Annotated in this window: 17 protein-coding genes; 11 read left to right on the top strand and 6 right to left on the bottom strand. The window is 48.5% G+C overall.

Going from position 1 to position 23,191, the window contains the following annotated elements:
- Nucleotides 1-45 precede the first annotated feature (45 nt).
- The 7 genes from B3Z23_RS04875 to rlmF all read left to right on the top strand — a co-directional run bounded on the left by B3Z23_RS04875 (nucleotide 46) and on the right by rlmF (nucleotide 11,120).
- Entirely contained in the window at nucleotides 46-2,499 is a 2,454-nt protein-coding gene (locus tag B3Z23_RS04875; RefSeq protein ID WP_414716460.1) for a DUF3772 domain-containing protein, read from the top strand.
- Between the two features lie 127 nt (nucleotides 2,500-2,626).
- Nucleotides 2,627-4,921, top strand: a complete 2,295-nt coding sequence (gene bglX, locus B3Z23_RS04870) for a beta-glucosidase BglX (protein ID WP_294902442.1) — start codon at nucleotides 2,627-2,629, stop codon at nucleotides 4,919-4,921.
- 73 nt (nucleotides 4,922-4,994) lie between these two features.
- On the top strand, nucleotides 4,995-5,867 hold the full coding sequence (locus B3Z23_RS04865) for an oxygenase MpaB family protein (protein WP_414716459.1): 873 nt from the start codon (nucleotides 4,995-4,997) through the stop codon (nucleotides 5,865-5,867).
- Between the two features lie 63 nt (nucleotides 5,868-5,930).
- Entirely contained in the window at nucleotides 5,931-6,449 is a 519-nt protein-coding gene (gene idi, locus B3Z23_RS04860; protein WP_294902436.1) for an isopentenyl-diphosphate Delta-isomerase, read from the top strand.
- Nucleotides 6,450-6,863: 414 nt separating this feature from the next.
- Entirely contained in the window at nucleotides 6,864-9,065 is a 2,202-nt protein-coding gene (dinG, locus tag B3Z23_RS04850) for an ATP-dependent DNA helicase DinG (protein WP_294902433.1), read from the top strand.
- 51 nt (nucleotides 9,066-9,116) lie between these two features.
- Entirely contained in the window at nucleotides 9,117-10,085 is a 969-nt protein-coding gene (ybiB, locus tag B3Z23_RS04845) for a DNA-binding protein YbiB (RefSeq protein ID WP_294902430.1), read from the top strand.
- 93 nt (nucleotides 10,086-10,178) lie between these two features.
- Complete coding sequence (gene rlmF / locus B3Z23_RS04840) at nucleotides 10,179-11,120, top strand: 23S rRNA (adenine(1618)-N(6))-methyltransferase RlmF (RefSeq protein WP_294902427.1); 942 nt, start codon at nucleotides 10,179-10,181, stop codon at nucleotides 11,118-11,120.
- Nucleotides 11,121-11,173: 53 nt separating this feature from the next.
- Here rlmF and dps read toward each other — a convergent pair whose 3' ends face one another.
- Nucleotides 11,174-11,677: a DNA starvation/stationary phase protection protein Dps gene (gene dps, locus B3Z23_RS04835; RefSeq protein ID WP_087487836.1), complete on the bottom strand. Its 504-nt coding sequence runs from the start codon at nucleotides 11,675-11,677 to the stop codon at nucleotides 11,174-11,176.
- A gap of 859 nt (nucleotides 11,678-12,536) precedes the next feature.
- On the opposite strand from dps, the gene ompX reads away from it, so the two are divergent.
- The gene (gene ompX, locus B3Z23_RS04830) at nucleotides 12,537-13,049 is read left to right on the top strand and encodes an outer membrane protein OmpX (RefSeq protein WP_038019682.1); all 513 of its coding nucleotides are present in this window, start codon (nucleotides 12,537-12,539) and stop codon (nucleotides 13,047-13,049) included.
- 56 nt (nucleotides 13,050-13,105) lie between these two features.
- On the opposite strand, the gene B3Z23_RS04825 is transcribed toward ompX, so the two are convergent.
- From B3Z23_RS04825 to B3Z23_RS04815, 3 genes are read right to left on the bottom strand one after another with little or no spacing between them, the layout of a single operon-like run.
- On the bottom strand, nucleotides 13,106-14,404 hold the full coding sequence (locus tag B3Z23_RS04825; protein WP_294902422.1) for a cytochrome c: 1,299 nt from the start codon (nucleotides 14,402-14,404) through the stop codon (nucleotides 13,106-13,108).
- 10 nt (nucleotides 14,405-14,414) lie between these two features.
- Nucleotides 14,415-16,193 carry a GMC family oxidoreductase gene (locus B3Z23_RS04820; RefSeq protein WP_294902419.1) on the bottom strand — a complete coding sequence of 593 codons (1,779 nt, stop codon included), beginning with the start codon at nucleotides 16,191-16,193 and terminating at the stop codon, nucleotides 14,415-14,417.
- Entirely contained in the window at nucleotides 16,193-16,921 is a 729-nt protein-coding gene (locus B3Z23_RS04815) for a gluconate 2-dehydrogenase subunit 3 family protein (RefSeq protein WP_294902416.1), read from the bottom strand. The genes B3Z23_RS04820 and B3Z23_RS04815 overlap by 1 nt, the downstream gene beginning before the upstream one ends.
- Before the next feature lie 656 nt (nucleotides 16,922-17,577).
- Here B3Z23_RS04815 and mntR point away from each other — a divergent pair.
- From mntR to B3Z23_RS04800, 3 genes are all read left to right on the top strand, one after another.
- Entirely contained in the window at nucleotides 17,578-18,045 is a 468-nt protein-coding gene (mntR, locus tag B3Z23_RS04810) for a manganese-binding transcriptional regulator MntR (protein WP_294902414.1), read from the top strand.
- 670 nt (nucleotides 18,046-18,715) lie between these two features.
- The gene (locus B3Z23_RS04805; protein WP_038019697.1) at nucleotides 18,716-19,114 is read left to right on the top strand and encodes an H-NS family nucleoid-associated regulatory protein; all 399 of its coding nucleotides are present in this window, start codon (nucleotides 18,716-18,718) and stop codon (nucleotides 19,112-19,114) included.
- 264 nt (nucleotides 19,115-19,378) lie between these two features.
- Nucleotides 19,379-20,971, top strand: a complete 1,593-nt coding sequence (locus B3Z23_RS04800; RefSeq protein ID WP_294902412.1) for an ABC-F family ATPase — start codon at nucleotides 19,379-19,381, stop codon at nucleotides 20,969-20,971.
- An 89-nt stretch (nucleotides 20,972-21,060) separates the two neighbouring features.
- On the opposite strand, the gene B3Z23_RS04795 is transcribed toward B3Z23_RS04800, so the two are convergent.
- Together B3Z23_RS04795 and moeA are read right to left on the bottom strand one after the other, a co-directional pair.
- Nucleotides 21,061-21,819 (bottom strand): molybdopterin-synthase adenylyltransferase MoeB, encoded by a 759-nt coding sequence (locus B3Z23_RS04795; protein ID WP_294902409.1) that lies wholly within the window; start codon nucleotides 21,817-21,819, stop codon nucleotides 21,061-21,063.
- Nucleotides 21,820-21,822: 3 nt separating this feature from the next.
- Entirely contained in the window at nucleotides 21,823-23,058 is a 1,236-nt protein-coding gene (moeA, locus tag B3Z23_RS04790) for a molybdopterin molybdotransferase MoeA (protein ID WP_294902407.1), read from the bottom strand.
- Nucleotides 23,059-23,191: the final 133 nt, after the last annotated feature.

Here is a 23,191-nt window from a genome sequence, read left to right as displayed (position 1 = left end):
AGTTATTTTTGAATTCACTGTTCTGTTATCTTTGGATACAACGTCATTATGCGTATTTTATCGATCATCTTCAGACTATTTTTATTACTGATAAGCTTGCAGTTTTCGGTGCAGGTCTATGCGGACAGTACTGATACCGGCCAGCAAACCACCGCAGCACCCCAGGTGAATGCCAGCCGTGAACTGTCCAAAATGCAGATCATCCTCGATAAAATTAAAGGGCAGGTGTCAGGATCGACCAACGATGCGTCGCTAAGTCAGCTGAATGATATGGCGCAGCAGTTGTCAGAAAATGCGGATACGCTGGGACAGAGTCTTATTCCCGAACGACAGAAAGTGGAGGCGCAGCTTGCCGTGTTGGGCGCCGCTCCAGTTCCGGGCAGTGGCGTCAGGGAAACTGCGGATGTAACTAACCAACGCCGTTCTCTGGAAGCCAGGAAAACTGAGCTGGACAGTCAGATTAAGCAGGCCGACAGCCTGAAAAATGGCAGTCTGAATCTGTCTGCGCAAATTCTTAATTTACGTCGTGACCAGCTAAAAACGCAACTGGCGTTAAATTCAGGTAGTATTTTATCATCAGTATTTTGGCAACCACTGTATAACAGTAATCAGTTTGACCGGGAGAAAATCACGAATTTTGGTAGTGAACTGCTGAATACGGTGGCACTCTCCTGGGCACCGGAATGGAGGGCTGGCACCCTCTGCTGGTTATTAGCGGCAGTGTTGGTGATGGTGTTAGGTCGCCGATACATGGAAGAGTTTCTGGCCTGGGTTAGCATTAATAAATTACCAGAAGGACGGCTAAGACGCAGTTTTTTGGCTACGGCAGTTGCCCTGACGACCCTGCTGGCCATCGTTTTGTCATTCAATTTCCTGGCATATGCCTTTACCCGGATTGACGAGGTGAACAGTGATGTGGAGGACTATGTTACCCGTCTGGTCTATCTGAGTATCAGTTGTGGTCTGATTGCGGGACTGGGCAGAGCATTTTTATCGACCCGTCGTCCTTCCTGGCGTCTTGCCAGTATCAGTAATGAAGTTGCGCAGGCGATGAAGCCTTTTCCGACGATTATTGCCTCACTGGTATTTATTTTTCAGGCCCTGGAAAGTTTTAACTACAGTGTCGGCACCAGTGTAAATACTACAGTATTTGGTAATGGTTTGACCGCATTACTGATCGGGATATTCTGCGTGGTGATTGTGCTGCGGATCAAACGTACCCGTCGGCGAATTAAAAATGAAGATAATACCCCTCCGGCTCGTTCTACACTGGCCGCACTGATCGAGTTTGCTTTGTTTGTTACCGGCCTGGTGATTCTGCTGTCACTGATGATTGGATATGTGTCGTTTGGTCGCTTTGTGAGTTATGAAACGGTCTGGGTGGGTATCCTGTTCAGTTCGTTCTATTTATTGAGCCATCTGGCCGGGGACAGCAGCGAAGCCATTTTTTCAACCAGTAATGCCTGTGGTCGCCGGGTACAAAGCTCGTTGAATATTCAGGAACGTTACCTGACCCAGGTCTCTTCGCTGTTGGCGGCAGTATTAAAATCCGTACTGGTACTTCTGCTGGTGTTTGGCTTATTCAATGGCACCATTACCTCTTCCTCACCGGCAGATATGCTTCAGAAAGCGCTGGCGTTCTGGGGAGGCAAAGGGCTGGAAAAGCTGAACATCGTGCCCTCACAGGTAGTCAATGCCATTATTATGTTGATTGCCAGTATCTGCGTTTTACGTAGAGTACGTCGTTGGCTGGATGAGGAATTTTTACCTAAGACCGCGATGGACAAAGGGATGCGGGTATCCGTGGTCACCTTATTCAGTAATGTTGGCTATGTGTTAGTGGTATTGATGACACTGTCTGTGATGGGAGTTCAGTGGAACAAACTGGCCTGGATTGTCAGTGCATTATCGGTCGGGATTGGCTTTGGTCTGCAGGAGATTGTTAAAAACTTTATTTCTGGTTTGATTCTGCTGACAGAACGCCCGGTGAAGGTCGGAGATCTGGTCGGGATTGGTGGTTATGAAGGGGATATCCGCCGTATTAATGTCAGGGCTACTGAAATCCAGCTGTCGGATAAATCAACGGTCATTGTGCCAAATTCTCAGCTGATTTCTCAGAATGTGCGTAATGCGACCATGGGCAATGCTCAGGGGGTGGTGACTATTCCGATGACCTTCCCGTTGGATATAGACCCGGTTAAAGTCAAAGAGATTTTACTCAGTGTTTATAGTGAAAATGAACGCATACTTGAGACCCCGGCACCTTCGGTGAGTTTTAAGGATCTCTCTTCACAAGGAATTTCACTCAGCGTCACCGGTAATGTCGCGACTCAGCGGCTGATTTCGTCAGTGAAAAGTGAGTTGCTGTTTGAGATCCTGGTGCGTCTGAGAGATGAAGGCATTGCACTGTCATCTCCACAGACCATGGTGATTGAACAGAGATCATCAGCCGGTGCGGCGGATCCTGCAGAGATATTATCTTCTGACCGTCAGAGATGACCCTTAAGCACGGCGGCATTCGTTCCCGCCGTCCGTGATGCATGCTATGCTTTTCATAAGCCTTTTCAGGCCGGTGCAGGACGTTGCACCGGTTCCGAGCCTGCCATCTACCGCCGAGAATCTGCTGATGAAATGGATTTACCCGTTACTGTTTGCCAGTATTACCCTTCCTTCGGCCATCGCAGTTGCGTCACAACCTGCTGCGTTTGGGGATGAGAAGGCACGCGATGCTTATGTCACTCAGTTGCTGGCAAAAATGACCCTTAACGAAAAAATCGGTCAGTTACGTCTTATCAGTGTGGGTCCCGATAATCCCAAATCAGCCATTCGCGAAATGATCCGTAAAGGGCAGGTCGGGGCAATCTTTAATACCGTTACCCGGCCGGATATTCGTGCTATGCAGGATCAGGTGATGCAGTTAAGTCGCCTGAAGATCCCGTTGTTCTTTGCTTATGATGTGGTTCATGGTCAGAGAACGATCTTTCCTATCCCATTGGGACTGGCGGCCAGCTGGGATTTGGATGCCATAAAAACCGTAGGTCTGATCTCCGCTTATGAAGCCGCAGATGACGGGCTGAATATGACCTGGGCGCCGATGGTTGATGTCAGCCACGAACCCCGCTGGGGGCGGATGTCTGAAGGTTTCGGTGAAGATACCCTGCTGACTGCTGAAATGGGACGAGCCATGGTACAGGCCATGCAAGGCAAGAGCCCGGCAGATCGCTATTCACTGATGACCAGCGTAAAGCATTTTGCACTGTATGGCGCGGTGGAAGGCGGGCGGGAATATAATTCTGTTGATATGAGCCCGCAGCGTATGTTCCAGGAATATATGCCTCCTTATAAAGCGGCGTTAGACGCCGGAAGCGGCGGCGTGATGGTGGCACTCAATTCAATCAATGGTGTGCCCGCCACCGCAGATAGCTGGCTGCTAAAAGATGTGTTGCGGGATCAGTGGAAATTTAAAGGGATCACTATCAGTGATCACGGTGCGATAAAAGAACTGATCAAACATGGGGTCGCCAGTGATCCACAGGATGCGGTGCGTATTGCGCTAAAATCCGGGATCGATATGAGCATGAGTGATCAGTATTACAGCCAGTATCTCCCCGGGCTTGTGAAAAGTGGCGCGGTGACGATGGCTGAAATTGATGATGCTACCCGCCATGTGCTGAACGTTAAATATGATATGGGTTTGTTCCGCGATCCTTACAGTCACCTCGGGCCGGCGGGCAGTGATCCGGCGGATACCAATGCGGAAAGTCGTCTGCATCGTCAGCAAGCTCGTGAAGTCGCGGCTGAAACGTTAGTTTTACTGAAAAACCGCTTAGGCATTTTACCGCTGAAAAAACAGGGAACCATTGCACTGGTGGGACCACTGGCGGATAGTCAGCGCGATATTATGGGTAGCTGGTCAGCAGCCGGCGTCGCAGGACAGTCAGTCACCCTGTTGCAGGGAATGCGCGAAGCGCTGAACGGTAAGGCCACGTTGCTCTATGCCAAAGGCTCGAATATTACCGATAATCCGTTGGTACAGAAATTTCTTAACAGCTATGAGCAGGCGGTGACCGTCGATAAACTGTCTCCGCAACAATTGCTGGATCAGGCGGTTGAAGCAGCCAAAAAAGCCGATGTTATTGTTGCAGCGGTGGGTGAGTCTCAGGGTATGGCACATGAAGCTTCCAGCCGCAGTGATATTCGTATTCCGGAAAGCCAGCGTAAGTTAGTGGCGGCACTGAAAGCTACCGGTAAACCCTTGGTGATAGTGTTAATGAACGGTCGTCCTCTGGATATCAGTCAGCAGGAGACTCAGGCGGATGCGATTCTGGAAACCTGGTTTAGCGGCACTGAAGGTGGCCATGCTATTGCTGATGTCCTGTTCGGCGATAAAAACCCGTCAGGCAAGCTGCCCGTCTCTTTCCCGCGTTCTGTGGGGCAGATTCCGATTTATTACAACCACCTGCCAACGGGGCGTCCGTACAATTATCTGCATCCGGATAAATATACCTCGCATTATTATGATGCGATGAACGGACCGCTGTATCCGTTTGGTTATGGTCTGAGTTACACGAAATTTACGGTGTCTCCAGTGACATTATCCGCCAGCCACTTCTCTCGCGGCGGGAGCCTGCAGGCGAGTGTGACTGTCACTAACAGCGGTAAACGTGACGGAGCCACCATCGTGCAGATGTACCTCAATGATCCGGTGGCGAGTCTGAGCCGACCTGTCGAAGAACTGAAAGGCTTCCGTCGGGTCAATCTGAAAGCCGGAGAATCTCAAAAAGTAACATTTACGGTGGATGAAGGTGCTCTGAAATTCTGGAATTCTCAGATGAAGTATGTGGCGGAACCTGGTAATTTCAATCTGATGATTGGCCTGGATTCAGTACGTACACAGAAAACGCAGTTCACTTTTCAGTAATCCCGGAAACTCTAAGTTCAGGGCAATCCCTTTGCCCTGAACCACAACAGTATGATGAATGTAATTCAGTATGATGAATGTAATTCGCGATAAAATTGCCCGCCAGGTATACCGGTTGAACGGGTTATCTCTGAATGAGTTTGATCTGACGCGCCCGGTCGGTGACCCCGGGCTGTTCGGACCCGACAGCATGGTATGGACTGTTCACGGCGATTTCTCATCGATGATGTGCGGCGGGATTGCCGCCTTGTTACTTCAGATGCAGCACCCCTCTGCTCTGGCCGGTGTCTGGGATCACTCTGACTTTCGCAATGATCTGTTCGGGCGCTTGCGCAGGACCAGTCAGTTCATTGCCGTCACCAGTTTCGGTAATCGCCAGGATGCTGAATTTTTGATTGATAAAGTCAGGCGTATTCATCTGCGGGTTTCAGGTATCAACCCCGATGGGGAGCAATATCATGCCAGTGACCCCGGTTTATTGCGCTGGGTTCATGTGGCAGAAACATCAAGTTTTCTGGCTGCCCATCTGCGCTATAAAAATCCTTCTCTCAGTGTGGCTGAGCAGAACCGTTATTATGCGGAAGCTTCACTGACCGGCCATGCTTTGGGGGCAACGGACCTTCCGCTCACGGTGAGTGATGTTGAGGACTATCTGGCGAGTATGCGACCACAATTACGTACCGATGAACGCACTCTGGAGGTCAGCCGGTTATTATTTTCTGCGCCCGCCCCGTCAAAGGCAGCCCGGCCGGTAATGAATATCATGCTCAGGGCAGGGGCCGATCTGCTGCCGGTATGGACTCAGGTTCCCGGAGTTCCACTACGCAGCGCCAGACAACAGGCGGCCACCCGTTACAGTATGCACTGTATTGCCAGGCTACTGCGTTGGTCAATCCGACAGGGAGCCTGGCATAAAGCGATGCAGCGTGTTGGGAGGATTTCCTGATGCAAACAATTTCACGATACAGAACAGAGGTATATACTTGCCGCAGGTTTATTAAGGAATTTTATGCCAGTGATAGAAGTTATTCTTGTTGATCAAGATGATAACCCCACAGGAAAAATGGAAAAGCTGGAAGTGCATCAAAAAGGGCTGATGCACCGGGCGGTGACTGTCTATGTATTCAACGCCAGAGGTGAACTCCTGTTACAGCGCCGCGCAGAAAATAAGTACCATTGCGGTGGTTTGTGGAGTAATACCTGCTGCGGTCATCCTTTTCCTGGTGAAACGACACAGCATGCCGCGGAACGGCGTTTGCGGGAAGAAATGGGAATATCGCTTGCTTTGAATCCGGCGTTTGAGATCAGTTATAAACTGGCCCTGGATAACGGCTTAACTGAACACGAATATGGGCATATATTTTTTGGGATGACTGACGCATTGCCAGAGTTAAATCCACAGGAAGCGGATGCGTGGCGCTACAGCAGTCTGGTAGGGGTGCAGCTGGAAATTGCCGCTAATGCAGAAAGGTTCACTCCCTGGTTTCTGTATACGATCCAGAAAGTTTTCGACAGTCAACGACCGTAGACACCTGTAGGCGGACGGGCAGAATGGATGTTTGCGCGGTGAATCTGCCCGTGGCCATGATCATTTACCGATGATAATGCTGTAGCCGACCAGCATCAGGCCACCCATACCGCCAAGTGCCATTAACAGGAAAAGGAAAGTAATGCCGATTTTTTGCAGGTTCATTTCAAGACCACTCCTCGTTCAGAGAACTGATAATAACTCTTAACGGGCTTGTGATAAACGTTAACATCATGTTGGACAGGAATTTTGATTTTTGCCGGGTATTTTTCTGTATAGCAACGGCCTGTGTCATCAGAAATTCTCGTTTTACAAAAAAGCATGCTGTTTTTTTAGACTAGTAGTCTGACAGGACTGCCGTCAAAAGAAATACTGTGTAAAAATACAGGCTGATTCTTTTAGCCGATGGTCGTTATGGTTCTGACACCCGCAATAAAATTACAAATTGGTGAATGGTATAAGCAGTTACAGGCACAGGTGACTGATTTTGTACCCCGCCAGCCTCAGCGTCAAATGATCGCAGAGGTCGCCAAAACGCTGTCAGGGGATGAAGGACGACATCTGGCCATTGAAGCCCCGACCGGAGTCGGCAAAACTCTGTCCTATCTGATTCCTGGCATTGCCATTGCCCGTTCCGCCGAAAAAAAACTGGTGGTCAGCACCGCGAATGTGGCCTTACAGGATCAGATCTTTGACAAAGATTTACCTCTCCTTAAACAGTTTATTCCCGATCTGACATTTACCGCTGCTTTTGGTCGCCGTCGTTATGTTTGCCCGCGCAACCTGAGTTTTATGACTGAACAACAGGATACGCAGGGTGACCTGCTTTTCTATCTTGAAGAGGGGGCGCCGGCCAGTGATAAAGGTTTGTCAGGTGAAGCACAGCAACGACAGCAAAAAATCGCTAACCGGTTACAGAAATCACTCAATAGCGGGGAGTGGGATGGCCTGCGTGATCACTGTAGTGTACAGATTGAAGATGTTCACTGGTTGCGTATGTCTACGGATAAAACCAGTTGTCTTGCCCATCATTGCCAGTGGTATCGCGAATGCCCGTTTTTCCTTGCCCGCAGAGAAATTGAACACTCCGACGTGGTGGTAGCTAACCACGCTCTGGTGATGGCAGCTCTGGAGACAGAGGCTGTATTACCCCCGGCGAAAGAAATGCTGTTAGTGATGGATGAAGGCCACCACCTGCCCGAAGTCGCACGGGATGCATTAGAGATGAGCAGTGATATATCGCCAGCCGGTGCCGGGCTGCAGCTGGATTTATTCTGTAAGCTGGTGGAAACCCTACGCGGCTGGTTTACCTTTAAATCCCCCCCCTCACTGGCTAATCCTGAGAGGCTCACTGAACATTGCGCTATTGTTCGTCAGCTTATTACGGAACTGGTGGCTGAGATGCTACCATTATTACCCGAACAGGGAGAAACTCCGGTTGAATACCGTTATGTGCTGGGCGAACTTCCGGAAGAGACTGAGGAGCGTTGCCAGCGGTTATTTAAGCTGACTGATGCCTTACGTGGGCTGACCGAAAATCTGATAAATATGCTGGGAGAGATGACCGGCAAAGAAGACATTGTCCGTATTCATCGTGGGCTTTTACAGCTGAACCGTTTTCTGGGGTGGTTTGAATCATTGAGCAAACTGTGGTGGCTGGCGGGTCTGAAACAGTTGTCGGGGGCACCCGTCTCAAAATGGCTGACCACCGAATGGGATGAAGGTAAACGCCAGTTGTTCTTTCACTGTGCAGGTATTCGGGTGAGTGACCAGTTGGAAAAACTACTTTGGCGCAAAGTCCCGCATGTCATTCTGACGTCAGCGACGTTGCGTTCGCTGAACAGCTTCCGCCGGCTGAGTGAAATGTCCGGGTTGAATGAGGCCGCCGGAGATCGTTTTATTGCTCTGGATTCCCCCTTTGATCATGTCAGGCAAGGTAAGCTGGTGGTTCCAAAAATGCAATACGAACCACATATTACTCAGGAAGCTTTGCATATTGCGGAAATGGCCCGTTACTTCCGACAGCAGGTTGAAGAGAAGAAGCACACCGGGAGTCTGGTATTATTTTCCAGTGGCCGGGCAATGCAGTTATTCCTGAATGAAGTGGCTGATTTACGGCTTATGTTGCTGGTGCAGGGCGATCAACCCCGTTCCCGGTTAATTACTTTGCACCGGCAGAGGGTTAAGGATGGCCAGCAGAGTGTGCTGGTTGGGCTGCAGTCATTTTCAGAAGGACTGGACCTGAAGGGAGAATTGCTGACTCAGGTTCATATTCATAAAATATCTTTTCCTCCGGTAGACAGCCCGGTTATTGTCACAGAAGGAGAATGGCTCAGGAGCCAGCAACGTTATCCGTTCGAAATCCAAAGTTTACCGAGTGCTTCATTTACCTTGATCCAGCAGGTCGGGCGATTAATTCGTAGTCACCAGTGCTTCGGTGAGGTGATTATTTATGACCGAAGGCTGTTCAGCAAGGCTTATGGCAGCAGGTTGCTGGCGGCTTTACCGGTGTTTGCTATTGAGCAGCCGGATATTCCTCCTGCAGCTGTGAGTAAAGCTAAAAAACCAACAGTGGCCAGCAGCAAAACTCAGAACCGGCGTCGTCCACGACGTTAGCCGGATATGGCTATTTTTCGCAGTATCGACTGCGTACAGACAGGATATCAGATGGATATTACCCGGATAGTTAAAGAGATTGGACGTGGGAAAAATCATGCCCGTGATCTCGACCAACTGACGGCCTGCCAGCTCTATCAGGCGATGCTGGATGATCAGCTCGACCCGTTAATTCTTGGTGCCGTATTAATTGCTCTGCGGATTAAAGGCGAGAGCGAAGGTGAAATGCTGGGGTTTTGGCAGGCGTTGCAGGAAAAGTTGCCAAAGCTACAGGTACCGGAACATCAGCCGATGCCGATAGTCATTCCGAGCTATAACGGAGCCCGTCGTCAGGGGAATCTGACCCCGTTACTGGCCTTGCTACTGGAAAAAGTGGGTTTTCCGGTATTTGTCCATGGTGTGGATTATGACCCGACACGGGTCACCACTGAATCGGTACTGACAGAATTGCAGATTTTTCCTGTCAGCAGCATGGCAGAAGCACAGCAACGCCTGAATCAGGGGAAGATGGTATTTATGACTGTTAGCCAGTGGTGCCCGCCTCTGGCCAGACAACTGGCTTTACGCTGGCAACTCGGACTACGCAACAGTGCGCATACTCTGGCTAAACTGGCGACACCCTTTCCGGACAGTGCGGCATTACGTCTGTCAGCCGTCTCTCATCCTGAATATATTCCGAAAGTGGCGACATTTTTTCAGCAAACCCAGTCCCCTGCTTTATTACTGAATGGTTGTGAAGGGGAGGTCTATGCTAACCCGCAGCGTGGACCCGCTCTCTACTGGATTAACAGTCAATTAAATCAGCCGGAGCAGTTGACAGAACGTCTGCCAGAGCAGCCGGTTAATCTGCCATCATCAAAAACTGCAGAGGACACGGCGCGATGGATTAACGCGGTACTTGAGCGAAACATTCCGGTGCCCCGGGCGTTGCGTTTACAGATTGCCTGCTGTCTGATTGCGACCGGCCGTAGCAAGACAGTTGAACAAGGGTTAGCTGTGTTAGAGAGCCACGGCTACTAATGCCCGCCGATCCTTTTTGCACAGTGTTAAAGTCAACATTTTCTATTATCGGCCGGCAGGCGAGTGAACTGCCGGTCTTTCCTGCGAAGCCCTATGAAAAAAACAATACTTAAACGCGCGCTGCATCCCCGAAATCGTTATCAGGGACAGTATGATATTGAACTTTTATGCAGTATTAACCCGCAACTACGGCAGTGGTTGACCACGACACCTGCTGGCACAACTTCAGTAAATTTTGCAGAACCGAAGGCTGTCAGGGCACTTAATCAGGCTTTGCTGAAACAGTATTACAATCTTAACTGGCAGTTAGCCGAAGGTTTTCTCTGTCCACCGGTACCTGGCAGGGCAGATTATATTCATCATATTGCTGATTTACTGGCGACTGACCGACAGGGCAGTCTTCCGGCGACAATGGATGTTCTGGATATTGGATGTGGTGCAAACTGTATTTATCCGTTAATTGGTTATGCAGAATATGGATGGCGTTTTACCGGAACTGATATTAATCCTGCCTCGATAGCTTCTGCTAATGCCATTATTCAGGCAAATCCCGGATTGCAACGAGCAATCAGGCTGAGGCTGCAAAAACAGTCTGCGGCTGTGTTTGACGGCATTATCCGTAGAGATGAATTTTACCATCTGACAATATGTAATCCACCGTTTCACCGGTCTGCGGAAGAAGCTCGTCAGGGGAGTGAGCGGAAATCTCGTAATCTGGGTCAGCCCGGCGACAGTAAACTTAATTTCTCCGGACAGCATAATGAACTATGGTGCGAAGGCGGAGAGCAGGGGTTTGTCGGACAAATGATTCGTGAAAGTGTGAGGTTTGCTGATCAGATTATCTGGTTCAGTAGCCTGGTATCTAAAAAAGATAATCTTCAGCCGTTAAAACTGCTTTTACGTGAATGTGGCACTAAAGAGGTCAGGGTAGTGGAGATGGGGCAAGGACAGAAACAGAGCAGGATACTGGCATGGACTTTCCTTTCAGGAGAGACCAGGAAAAAACGCCTCAGTCAACGTGCGACGGATAAATAAAAACCAGGTGCCCCGACCGGGGGCACCTGTTGGCGAATTGGCAATTGCCCGCATTACTCAATATTAGCTTCGATAAACCACAGGAATTTATCTAAATCTCTGGAGGCTGCGGTAAAGATATCTGCGCTGTCTTCATCCGGAACTTCGTCAATGGCTTTACGGACATCATTGGCGACCAGAGCATAGCGTTCTGCCAGTGCTACCAGATGTTCCTGAACAGTATGGATATTTAACGGATAAGCCTTCAGAGGTGATTTATCATTGACCACCTGAGTCGTACCCAACGCAACTCCCCCTAACTGAACGACACGTTCAGCCACGGTATCCTGATGCTCCGTAATCGCGGTACGAAAGCCATCCAGCATTTCATGGACAGCAATAAAGTTTGCACCACGCATATTCCAGTGAGCTTGTTTGGTTATCAGCGAGAGATCAATTAACTCAACCACCACGCGGCTTAACACTTTGATCGCTGCCTTTTTATCTTTCTCGACAACATCGTTGCGGGTGTAAATCAGATCAGAAGCCTTTGTTTTTACCAGTTTTGCGGTACTCATTTAATGATTTCCTCTCTTCGTTGATCTTGTCTGTCAGATCTCGTGAACACGCAAACAAGTATAGCAACCTTAATCATTTTTGCACGGAGGCTACACCAATCACTGACATTGTCAGAAACAATAAGGGCCTATATTGGTTGGGCGCATCCAACAAAAAATAAAATTGTAAAGGGTCATAAGGGAGGAAATTAGATTCCGGCAGTGGCATCAGGGAGCCTGCAGTCCGGTGACGATTAATCCCGAATCAATAGCTGATATTTATTAAGGTGGGTACCGGCAGAGATGAGGGGATGCCCTTTGCGGAACACGAAGCCGGATAACCATCTGATCAGATTTTTCCGGATGAATTAAATCAGAGCACGTTATCCTTTAATTTCACTGTTCGGGGCAACCCCTCAGATGAACTCAAAGCGTCGTCAGCAATACCATTGTTTCCCCGGAGAGGGCATTACTCAACTATTAAGGGGCAGTTATACCCGAAATTAACCGGGGACTAGCGCTCAGAACCCGCAGAGGATCTTCACCGGATTCATACCAGAGTGACATAATTGCAGAAAAAAATTTCAATGAGGAAATCTTGTACTTTAGTTGCTCGCCTTTTAGACAAAAAAGCTTTTAAAACGTAAAGAAATGTCCGTGTTTTTTAAGATTATCCTTAAAGATTTGTCGATAGCACAAAATAATTACGGAGTGATTACAGGGTTAATTTAAAATAAAATCATGGCATTACAGAATTCTGTTTACTTTCTGTTACACCAAACAATCTGTTAGACAATAAAATTCCGGCAGAGTTTCTCGCTGTTTTTTGTTATATTTTCCCTGTTGTCAGAAAAAAAGTCGTTTCACATTTGAGGTGATTATGAAAAAAATTGCATGTCTTTCAGCATTAGCTTGCGTACTGGCGGTTTCTGCCGGTTCAGCAATGGCACAGAGCACCGTGAGTGCAGGTTACGCGCAGAGTGATTATCAGGGCGTACTGAACAAAGCTAATGGCTTCAACCTGAAATATCGTTACGAAGATGGTTCTAACCCACTGGGCTGGATCGCATCTTTCACTTACACTGAAAAAGACCGTAACACCGGTAATGATTATCAGAAAGGCCAGTACTACGGCTTTACTGGTGGTCCGGCTTACCGTCTGAATGACTGGGCCAGCATCTACGGTGTTGTAGGTATCGGTTACGGTAAATATCAGCTGAACAACCAGACTTCTTATCAGAAACAAGATACCAGCGATGTTGGTTTCTCTTATGGTGCAGGTCTGCAGTTTAACCCAATCGAAAACGTTGCTATTGATGTTGGTTACGAGCAGAGCCGTATCCGCAGCGTTGACGTGGGTACCTGGATCACTGGTGTTGGTTACAGCTTCTAATAAGCTGCCTTACCAGTACCATAAAACGGCCCTGTGGGCCGTTTTTTTTCTGCTAATTACTTAGCAACCTCTGGTACGGGTTTCGGGATTAATTTGCGAATATCCGCCACCTGACTGGCCTTAACCGCCGCAGCATTATTCCCCCATCCCTGCCGTATAAAGGTGGCGACGTCCGCGACCTGCTGATCAGATAACCGCCATCCAAAGTCCGGCATCGTTAATCCGGTCGGCATATCAGAAGTTACTGCACGTTGTCCACCCTGCAATATGATATGAATCACCGATGATGGGTCACTGCTCAGAACTGCGGAGTTGCCTGCCAGCGCCGGGAATGTCTTATCATAGCCTTTACCGTCTGAGCGATGACAGGCAGAACAGTTATCCAGATAAACCTGTGCACCTGTTGCAGATACATCGCCTTTAAACAGTGCCTGAGCGGTGGCATCACTGCTGGCCGGTGCCGTTGTCTGATGTGCCGCAGGTAATGATTTCAGATAGATGGCAATTGCTTGCAGATCGCTGTCATTAAGATAGTGGGTACTGTCATGAACCACTTCAGACATGGAACCAAAGGCCGCAGTTTGCGCCGTCACACCACTTTTCAGGAAGCTGACAATATCCTGCTGTGACCAGCGGCCCAGACCATAAGACTGTGTACCGGTGAGATCGGGCGCATACCATCCTTCCAGTGTGTTTCCGGTCAGATAAACCGGGTCACTTTGATCGAGTGCTTTTTCCTGAAAAGCGATACCCCTGGGAGTATGACAGGCACCGCAATGTTCTAATCCCTGAACCAGGTAAGCTCCTCGTTGCCATTCTGCTGATTTCCCTTCCACCGGCTGAAAACGCTGATCATCAACAAAGGCCCGGCGCCAGAACGCGAGAGGCCAGCGCATACTCAGAGGCCAGGGAATATCAGAGGCTTTGTTCTGTTGGCTGACTGGCTTAACCTGCTGCATAAAATAGTCATAAAGGTCATGCATATCCTGATCGGAGATCTTCGAAAAAGAGGCATACGGCATGGCCGGATAGAGAGTGGATCCGGATTTACTGACTCCCTGACGGACAGCTTTGACAAAGTCATCGTAACTGTAGTTACCAATTCCTGTATCTTTATCCGGGGTGATATTAGTTGAATAGATGGCTCCCACCGGAGTCGTCATTTTCAGCCCACCGGCAAAAGGTTGGCCTCCCTCAGCAGTATGGCAAGCTACGCAGTCACCGGCCCTTGCCAGGTATTCTCCACGAGAGAGTGTGGTACTTTCTGACAGGGAAGGAGAGTTAGCTGCGTAAACAGAACTCCAAAACCCTGCCAGAATAATGGCTAACGGGCTGAACAAAATTAATTTCTGCATACCAGGTTCCTTATAGTGTCACCAGCGGCCCGGGGGCAGGCAGATAGCGGGTTTTAATCGCATGTGCCGAGAACAAAGCCGTGGCACAGACAATACCTGTTGGGTTGTAGGCCAGATTTTGCGGAAAACAACAGGCCCCAAGAACAAACAGGTTGGGAACATCCCAGCTTTGCAGATATTTATTTACAACGCTGGTACGGGGTGAATCACCCATCACTGCGCCACCGGTGGTATGCGTCGACTGATAAGGGCGAACATCGTAGTGACTATTCATGTTCATAAAGCCCATTTCATAATGCGGCGGATTGATGACCTTTATGATCTCCTCGACTTTCCCGCCGATAAATTGCGTCATCTTCAGCTCATTAGGCTGCCAGTCAAATGTCATTCTCAGCAGAGGCTGGCCATGAACATCGCGGTAAGTCGGATCGAGGTCGAGATAGCATTGCCGGTATGGCATGACCGAGCCAGAAGCGCCAATGGCCATGGTGTGGGCATAGTGGGTCTTTATCGCTGCTTTCCAGCCACTTCCCCAGCGGGGGGCATCAGAAGGTAACAATGTCTGCTGAATAGGACGGCCACCACTGAATGCTGCTGAGATAGTCGAGCCACCAATGAATCCCAGCGATGAATGGTCGAAGTTTTCGGCATTAAAGTTATCGATAAATGTTGCTGTGGTTCCGCTGGCGGCGTAGGGTTTAAAATCCTGATCAGGGCCAAAAAAAAGTTTCGCGCCCCCGGTCATCTGATAAGCATAGTTACGTCCTACAACACCTTCGCCGGTTTGTGGATCATAAGGCTTACCGATTTTGGATAACAATAACAACCGTACGTTATGTAGCTGGAATGCGCTGAGGATCACCAGTGACGCAGGTTGTTCCACTTCATTACCACTGTTATCAATATAGGTCACCCCGGTGGCTTGTTTGCCGGTGTTGTCAGTGTTTACCCGGATGACCTGGGCGTTAGTCCGCAATTCGAAGTTATCATAGGGTTTGAGTGAAGGAATGACACAACTTTGCGGAGAACCTTTGGAATAATTGAAACAACCAAATCGCTCACAGAAACCACAGTAGTTACAGACCCCAATCTGAACTTTATATGGGTTCGTCCAGGGTTCTGTACAGTTAGCGGCGGGACAGGGGAAGGGATGATAGCCCAATTTTTCTGCCGCTTTAGCAAACAGATCTCCGGAATACAAACGTTGCAGCGGTTTGGTGGGATAGGGGTGTTGTCGTGGTTGCTCAAAAGGGTTTCCGCCAGTCTGAATTTCGCCTTTCAAATTACCAGCCTGACCTGACGCACCACATATTCTTTCGAATTTATCGAAGAAGGGCTCCATCTCTTCGTAAGTAAAGGGGTAATCCTGGACTGTCATATCCGGTGGAATAAAGCTCTGACCATATTTCTCCACCAACGTGGTGTGCATTTGTAAATCTGCTGCCAATGGGCGCCACAGCATTCCATTCCAGTGAACACCCGCGCCACCGACGCCATTACCTGGCAGAAAAGAACCAAAACGGCGATAGGGAAGCGCGGTTTGTGATGAAGTATGGCGGACGGTGACCGTTTCCCTCGCGGCGTTCTGAAATAATTTTAGCCGGATACCATAGGTGAGTTCGTCAGCAATACGTGGATAGGCAAAATCCGGATATGTATCCCGTTGCTCCCCCCTTTCCAGTGCCACAATTTTTAATCCGGAGTCGGCTAACTCGCGGGCCATCAATGAACCTGTCCATCCAAAGCCAACAATAACGATATCGGTGGCTGTTTTTTTTATTGTTGCCATCAGACGCTCCTTTTGCCAGAGATACTCACAGGTCCCAGCGGATAAGGAACATTCGGTTGAGCGACTGCATCGGTGTAGTCTGCCCGGGCCCCGGGAAAGCCTATCAGTTTCCAGGAAGCCAGTGTCTGGTTTCCGCCATGGACCGGGTCTGCCAGGTAGCCTTCCCTGGTATTCTCCAGCAATTGTTCGAAAAACAGGGAACCACTGAGAGTGGAATCACTCAGTGTGTTTTTTTCCAGCTGTTGTAACACCTGATCCTGTTGCCCGGACGTGAGTTGAGCAAATGTCTTATGGAATGTTTGCTGACAGTAATGTTCGGTTAACGCAATTCCTTGTCGATAAAGCTCGCGGGGAACCAGTGGAGACTGATACCCCAGGGTCGGATCACTGTGCGGCGCAAAAGGAGGCTGCATATACCAGAGCTGTCCGTAACCATAAGGGAGTTCCATCTGACGATCGATATAGACCGGAACTCCTTCACTGACGGCACCAGCACCATTCTGGTCCTCCGGGATTAACCTATCGACGGCTGCATTAACAAAAGCCCATTGTTGAGGGTCAAAAAATTGCGGAACATAATCTGCGGTGACTGCCGGTGCTTTTTTTTCTGCAGCCTGGCCGGCAGAGAAGGGGCTGCCTGTCACTGCAACTAACGGGATAAGAGATAATGACCGTTGCAAAAAAAGTCGTCTGCCGGTGGAGTCCTTACTGCGGGGAATATTTTTCATACCATTGCTCCTTCCATAAGTATTTTCAGGTAGCGGCCTGCGGACTAAGGCTCTGAGGCTAATTAAGCACCTGAAAATAGAAGTTACAATGTAAAAAGATAGCGTGCTATCTATCGGGAAGGAGGGGACTGATTATTTATGTTAGAAAACAAGATTATACCCATAACGGGTGTGAGGGTATAAAATGTAAATATTTATTTTATGTAACTCTTATGTTAATTCTATGTGGATTTTTGTGCGGGTGTTCAGAGCAAACGACTGAACAATTGTTTCGGAACATTCTTTTCAGCTGATGACACACCATATTGACCAGCATCAGTCGTAGGCTAAAAGGGGTTCGGGTAGACAGGCATTGCAGCCACTGAGAACTGCTTTTGGTCGTTTCTGCTGAGAAGCGCTCCTTACAGATACTACATTGTATTGAACTTTTCACCGTAATCTCTCCGTTTACCGGACATCTGTCAGCTAATCATTCCCTTCTGTTACCAGAAAAGCACTGGCAAATGTATAATCGATGATTAAGGTATAGCATTAGCTATAAGATTTAGCCATGGCTATTGATGAAAAATTTGAGCTTCTGCACAGCTGGTTTACAATACACGGCAGATTGCCGTTTTCTAATCAGGGGACCGGCAAGATTATAAAGAGGAAGTTGAATGAATCGTCGAGCAAATAATGTCAGCACTCTGATGAGTGCAATAAAGGATGTTGAAGAACATGTTGAAGGGTTCCGACAGGTCAGGGAAGCACATCGCCGCGAGCTTATTGATGATTATGTTGAGCTAATCTCTGATTTGATTCATGAATTTGGTGAAGCACGGCAGGTTGATATGGCTGCCAGACTCGGTGTTTCTCAACCGACGGTAGCAAAAATGCTGAAGAAACTTGCCAGTACCGGGCTGGTGGAACAGATCCCTTATCGCGGTGTTTTTCTGACCCCCGAGGGGGAAACTTTGGCGGAGCAAAGCAGGGAACGTCATCATATCGTCGAAACGTTTCTGCTGGCATTAGGTGTGAGTCAGGATATTGCCCACCGCGATGCTGAAGGCATTGAACATCACGTCAGTGAAGAAACTCTGGCCATATTCAAAGCTTTTTATCAAAAGCAGCAATCAGGAAAATAAATCATCGGCTGTTAAGTTCCTCTGCAGAACACATATATCAGTCAGCCTCGCATTTCTGAGGTTGAATCTTCCCACCCCGGGATCCCCTGCCAGGGGCAAAGCGGTATCCGACATCTGTTACCTGCGGATACCGGCAACAGGCCACTTTATTCTTAATGAAAAAATAAAGCTTTGTATATACCTTTAAAGGTGCCAGTAAGATTTTTTTCGGTAAAACACTGTAGTATCAACAGTAATGGCAAACTATTTGACAATTAATCCCGGTGGCTACTGCCATTTTTCACGAAAGGCTCATTCCCTGGCGGGATATTGAGTCGAATTTGGATTAACCACCTGCCGGTCGGTATCTATATAAGCAATCGCCCTGATTTTTCTGTCATGTTATGATCAGAAAAGAAGACTTAAGTAATTAATCCCGACGAAATGTAATGGGAGGCTTATGTCATATACAGATAAGGGATATCTTAGAGGGGGTGTTAGCTGCAGAGAAGGCAGAGGCATAAAACCACCTGCTGTTAAACAACCGTTAATTCTTATTCGGCCTGTAACCGATAATGCTAATTTCAAAATTTAAATTATATAATTCAGTAATAGGCTATTTATTTTTCTATTTAAATTAGGTACCCTCAGCCCCACAGTTAATTGTACCCGGATAAGCAAGGAAAATATGATGAGTGATGCCTTTAAAGTTCTCAATAACATTCGTACTCTTCGTGCGCAGGCCCGTGACCTGGCATTGAGTGATCTGGAAGAAGTTCTGGAAAAACTGACCGTTGTTGTAAATGAGCGTCGTGAAGAAATTGAAGCTGAACAAGCACAGAACCGCGAAAAAGAAGAGAAACTGACAAAATACCGTGAAATGCTGCTGGCAGATGGTATTGACCCTAATGAATTACTGGGTGCGATTGAAGTTAGCAAAAAACGAGTCAAACGTGCTCCGCGCCCTGCTAAATATAAATACACCGACGAAAATGGTGAAAGCAAATCATGGACCGGTCAGGGTCGTACTCCGGCTGCTATCAAAAAAGCGCTGGACGAAGGTAAAAGCCTGGATGATTTCCTGATCTAATCAGGCGCAATACTCCTTGTTAGTGGGAGAGCCAGTGACACTTTGTTACTGGCTTTTTTGCTTTTAATCAGTAGCATGATTATTTTGTCAGGGACTCTCTGTTAATTGTCCATGATGTCACCGGCAGTGTTCCGGTATCGGGGCTGTCAGCCATTTGCCAGCAGTCCCCTGCAACCATAGTATCCCGAGGTGTCAGAAGCATCGTGTTTAGGCGACGTTCTGACAGCATTCTACCTGAGTTTGATTTATCTATAAGGCTATCCCGTGTTAGTAACCAGTAATGTGACGATGCAGTTTGGCAGTAAGCCATTGTTTGAAAATATCTCTGTAAAATTTGGCGGAGGAAATCGTTATGGTTTAATTGGTGCCAACGGCAGCGGCAAGTCAACGTTTATGAAGATCCTTGGCGGCGATTTACAGCCAAGTAATGGTAATGTCTCTTATGATCCCAATGAACGTATTGGTAAATTACGCCAGGATCAGTTCGCATTTGAAAACTTCACCGTCCTTGATACGGTCATTATGGGACATAATGAACTTTGGGAAGTAAAACAGGAACGTGATCGTATTTATTCTTTACCCGAAATGAGTGAAGAGGAAGGGTATAAGGTGGCTGAACTGGAGGTTCAGTATGGTGAAATGGATGGTTATACTGCTGAATCCCGTGCCGGCGAGCTTTTATTAGGTGTGGGTATTCCTCTGGAGCAGCATTATGGTCCGATGAGTGAAGTTGCACCTGGCTGGAAATTGCGTGTGCTTTTGGCGCAGGCACTGTTTTCTAATCCCGATATATTGTTACTCGATGAACCGACCAACAACCTTGATATAGATACTATCCGTTGGCTGGAGCAGGTTTTAAACGAACGTAACAGTACCATGGTGATCATTTCGCACGACCGTCATTTCCTGAATATGGTTTGCACCCACATGGCTGACCTGGATTATGGTGAACTACGGGTTTATGCCGGAAATTATGATGAATATATGACGGCGGCTACTCAGGCCCGTGAACGTTTATTATCAGACAATGCGAAGAAAAAAGCTCAGATTGCTGAATTGCAGTCGTTTGTCAGCCGTTTTAGTGCGAATGCTTCTAAATCACGTCAGGCAACCTCCCGGGCTAAACAAATCGATAAAATCAAACTCGATGAAGTTAAAGCTTCCAGCCGTCAGAATCCATTTATCCGTTTTGAACAGGATAAGAAACTGTTCAGAAATGCTTTGCAGACTGAAGAGTTAAGTAAGGGATTTGATAAAGGGTTGCTGTTTGACCGTTTCAACCTGTTGCTTGAAGTCGGTGAGAAAGTGGCCATTATCGGTGCCAACGGTATCGGTAAAACTACTTTGCTGAAAACCCTGGTAGGGGAGCTGACTCCGGATAACGGTACCGTTAAATGGTCTGAAAATGCCAGCCTGGGATATTATGCACAGGATCATGCAGCAGACTTTGCCAATGACCTGACGGTATTTGACTGGATGAGCCAGTGGAAGCAGGAAGGTGATGATGAACAGGCGGTTCGCAGTATCCTTGGACGTCTGTTGTTTTCTCAGGATGATATTAAAAAACCCGCGAAGGTTCTGTCCGGTGGCGAAAAAGGGCGGATGCTGTTTGGTAAATTAATGATGGAAAAACCAAACGTGCTGGTCATGGATGAACCAACCAACCATTTGGATATGGAATCTATCGAATCTCTGAATATGGCGCTGGAAATGTATGAAGGGACACTGATCTTTGTCTCTCACGACCGTGAGTTTGTCAGCTCTCTGGCAACCAGAGTGATTGAGATTAAAGCCGGAGATATTACCGATTTCTCTGGCAGCTACGAGGATTATTTGCGCAGTCAGGGTATTTCCTGATAACCCGGCTGTCCGTCAGGGCAGCCTGCAAATGTTCCGTTGTCAGTGCAGAATGCAGGTCCGGTTGACCAGTATTCTGCACGGTTGTTTTAGTGGCCAGAATGTCCGCAGACTTCGCAGTCAGGATCGCGCATCAGCCGGATTTCGCGAAACTGTGATGTCATTGCGTCATACAGCATAATTTTACCGCTTGAAGTCTCTCCATATCCGGTCACTACCTTGATAGCTTCCATCGCTTGCATCGCCCCAATAACCCCGACCAGTGGCGCCATCACACCGGCCTCAACACAACTCAGGTTTTGCTCACCAAACAGTCGGCTCATACAACGATAACATGGCTCGTTTTCCCGCCAGCGAAATACCGATAACTGGCCTTCCATCCGAATTGCTGCACCGGAAATCAGCGGTACTTTATGCCGGAAGCAGGCTGCATTCAGACATTCACGGGCAACCACATTATCGCTACAATCCAGCACGGCATCATGGCGACTGACCAGACTTTCTGCGTTATCTTCACTCAGTGGCACAGTCAGGCTACTCAGTTCAACCCGGGGGTTGATTTTCTGTAATGCCAGAATGGCGGAATCTGTTTTTGCCATTCCGAGAGTGTCATCGTTATGTAGTATCTGCCGCTGAAGGTTAGAAACTGATACGCTGTCAAAATCAACCAGTGTCAGCGCTCCAATGCCAGCGGAGGCCAGCCAGGGAGCGGCTGCACAGCCCAATCCGCCAAGACCGACTATCAGTATTCTGGAGGATTTCAGCTGTTCCTGCCGTTCAAAATCAAATCCTTTTAGTACCAGTTGCCGGTTATAGCGGAGTATCTCTTCATCGTTCAGCGGCATCATGGTTTAGTGGCTCAGCAGAGAATTAAACGGTTCAATCGTGACTGTTTCACCGGGTTGCACGCTACCGCGCTCACGTTCCAGTACGATAAAGCAATTGGCTTTGGAAAATGAACTGAACACATGCGAACCCTGATGAGGGGTCGGGGTAACCTGCAAACTGCCATCGGGGGCAGTAGAAAAGAATCCACGTTGAAAATCGAGCCGGCCGGGCATTTTTTTCAGCGATGTAGAGGCTCGGGCGATGAGTCGTTCAGGGAGAATACTTTGTGTCTGACCCAACAAAATCGCCAGCATAGGCTGAACCAGTTGATAGAAGGTGACTACGGCAGAGACCGGGTTGCCTGGCAAACCACAGAACCAGCTTTCAGATAACCTGCCGAAGGCGAAAGGTTTTCCGGGCTTCATCGCTAGTTTCCAGAAGGTGACTGTTCCCAGTTCTTCGAGCATGTCCCGGGTAAAATCAGCCTCTCCGACTGAGACTCCTCCGGTACTGATCACGACATCTGCCTGTCGGTTAGCCTCTTCAAATGCATTTCTTAGTTGTTGTGGATCATCAGTAATAATCCCTAAATCAACCACCTCGCAGCCGAGCTTTTCCAGCATCAGACGGATGGCAAAACGGTTGGTATCATATAACTGACCGTCCTGCAGCGGCTGGCCGACCGGAACCAGTTCATCGCCGGTGGAAAACAGTGCAACCCTTAAGCGGCGCAGAACACTGACTTCACTGATGCCTAATGAGGCCAGCAGTGGCAATTGCGAAGCACCCAGCCGTATTCCTGCTTCAAGAATCTGTTCTCCGGGACGAATATCTTCCCCTGCACGGCGAATATTTTGCCCCGCCGTGAATTCAGCACTAAAACGAATCCCCTGGTCAGTGACTTCGGCCTGTTCCTGTATTATCACGGCGTCTGTGCCGGAGGGGATCGGGGCGCCGGTCATAATCCGGATGACTGTACCTGCGGGCCAGTCCCCGTGAAAAGGCACTCCTGCCAGTGCTTTACCTGCCACAGGTAACGGACGGGTTTCGGTCAGGTCAGCCAGCCGCACGGCATAGCCATCCATCGCTGAGTTATCGAATACCGGTACTGCCATCGGAGAGATTACCGGGTCAGCTGTGATGCGTCCTACCGCATCTTTCAGTTCAAGACTGACTTTATCCCGGATGGGAGAGATCTGCTGACGAATTAAATTTTGTGCATCTTCCAGAGAGATTAATCCGGAGGTAAAGGGTTCCATATTGGCTCCTGCCTGGTTTACGCTTTGCGGAAAGGGACAAGATGTCAGTGGTACTTGTCCGGTCAGTCGTAACAATGGATTGAGGATAGCATTTTAGGGGAGGAACGGGGAACCGGAAGCGAAAGGGGAGCAG

The organism is Tatumella sp. UBA2305, from assembly GCF_002345795.1.
Lineage (GTDB): Bacteria > Pseudomonadota > Gammaproteobacteria > Enterobacterales > Enterobacteriaceae > Tatumella > Tatumella morbirosei.
This window is presented reverse-complemented; position numbering and strand designations above follow the sequence as displayed.